General features: G+C 55.8%; 2 protein-coding genes. Both read left to right on the forward strand.

From position 1 onward, the window contains the following. Positions 1-47 precede the first annotated feature (47 nt). Complete coding sequence (locus AC1DRJ_RS27615) at positions 48-227, forward strand: DUF6026 family protein (protein WP_477804939.1); 180 nt, start codon at positions 48-50, stop codon at positions 225-227. Positions 228-421: 194 nt separating this feature from the next. Continuing rightward, positions 422-1,428, forward strand: a 1,007-nt coding sequence (gene cptA / locus AC1DRJ_RS27620) for a phosphoethanolamine transferase CptA (RefSeq protein WP_477804940.1), incomplete at its 3' end; no start/stop codon positions are given.

Here is a 1,428-nt window from a genome sequence, read left to right on the forward strand (position 1 = left end):
TCACAGGGGCAGGTCTACAGTTGAGTCAGCCATTTGCGAGGTGAGCAATGGGCACAGTACACGCAGCACGGCCACAAACCCTTTACGTCACGATCCGTCGAGACGAATTGCGCCAATTGAAAGAAGAGCGCGACCTTTTGAAACAGGAACTCGCGCAATTGCGCCAGCTGACTCAAGGCACTCAGTCGACACCCTTGCCCGTTAAACAGCGCGCGCCCCACGCCTGATTTTTTCAGGTAGTTCGGAGACAGCCTTTCGCTGTTTCCGCCCCCGCCTTATCCCTGCGACACCCGCCTTTCACAATTTTTTCACATTTGCCTGTCGATACTGCCAATCATTATGGCTGCTCGGTTCTCGTGCGGCTTTCGTGCGTCGGCAATGGATGGCTCGACGTCGTAGTGATTTCTGGCTGGAGCGTTGCATGGCTTTGTTTAAACGCAGCAATACGTCTGCGAAAGGTTTTGATTGGGCAGGATTTCTCTGGTTATTTCTGTTCTTCTGGTATTTTTCCGGCATCACTCAATTACTTATCCAACTGACCGGTACCTCGGGCTTCACCGGGTTCCGTCAGGCCTTTGTCATGAGCGCCATCTGGCTCGCGCCAATGCTGTTGTTCCCTAAACAGACGCGTGTGATGGCGGCGGTGATCGGCGTCGTGCTGTGGGCCTGCTCGATGGCCAGCCTGGGTTACTTCTTTATTTATCAGCAGGAATTTTCCCAAAGCGTCATCTTCATCATGTTCGAGTCGAACATCTCTGAAGCTGGCGAATACATGACCCAGTATTTCGCCTGGTGGATGGTCGCGGCGTTCGTCGCCCACACGCTGTTCGCTTATTTCCTGTGGACTCGCTTGCGCCCGATTCACCTGCCGCGCTGGAAAGCGCTGGTAGCAGCGACAGCCGTTGTGATTGCCGTGGTCGGTTACCCGCTGGTCAAACAGACCGCGCGCACCGGCAGCTTCGCTGAAGGCTTCGATAAGTTCGAAACCCGCATCGAGCCAGCCGTGCCTTGGCAGATGGCCGTGGCTTATCACCGTTATCTCCAGACCCTGGCGGGCATGCAGGACATGCTGCACAGCGCGAGCAAGATTCCTCCGCTGAAAAACCTGACAGATACGATGGCCAACCAGCCCGCTACTTTGGTACTGGTGATCGGCGAGTCCACCAACCGTCAGCGCATGAGTCTCTACGGTTACCCGCGTCAAACCACGCCGGAACTGGACAAGCTCAAGGATCAACTGGCGGTCTTCGACAACGTCATCACCCCGCGCCCTTACACCATCGAGGCGTTGCAGCAGGTGCTGACCTTCGCTGACGAAGAACACCCTGACCTTTACCTGTCCACGCCGTCGCTGGTCAGCATGATGAAACAGGCGGGTTACAAGACGTTCTGGATCACCAACCAACAGACCATGACCAAGCGCAACAC

The sequence above is a fragment of the Pseudomonas sp. P5_B2 genome (genome assembly GCF_056400445.1).

Bases quoted from the DNA above. Each gene is read 5' to 3' on its own strand.
- AC1DRJ_RS27615 (WP_477804939.1), top strand. From the start codon at position 48: ATGGGCACAGTACACGCAGCACGGCCACAAACCCTTTACGTCACGATC.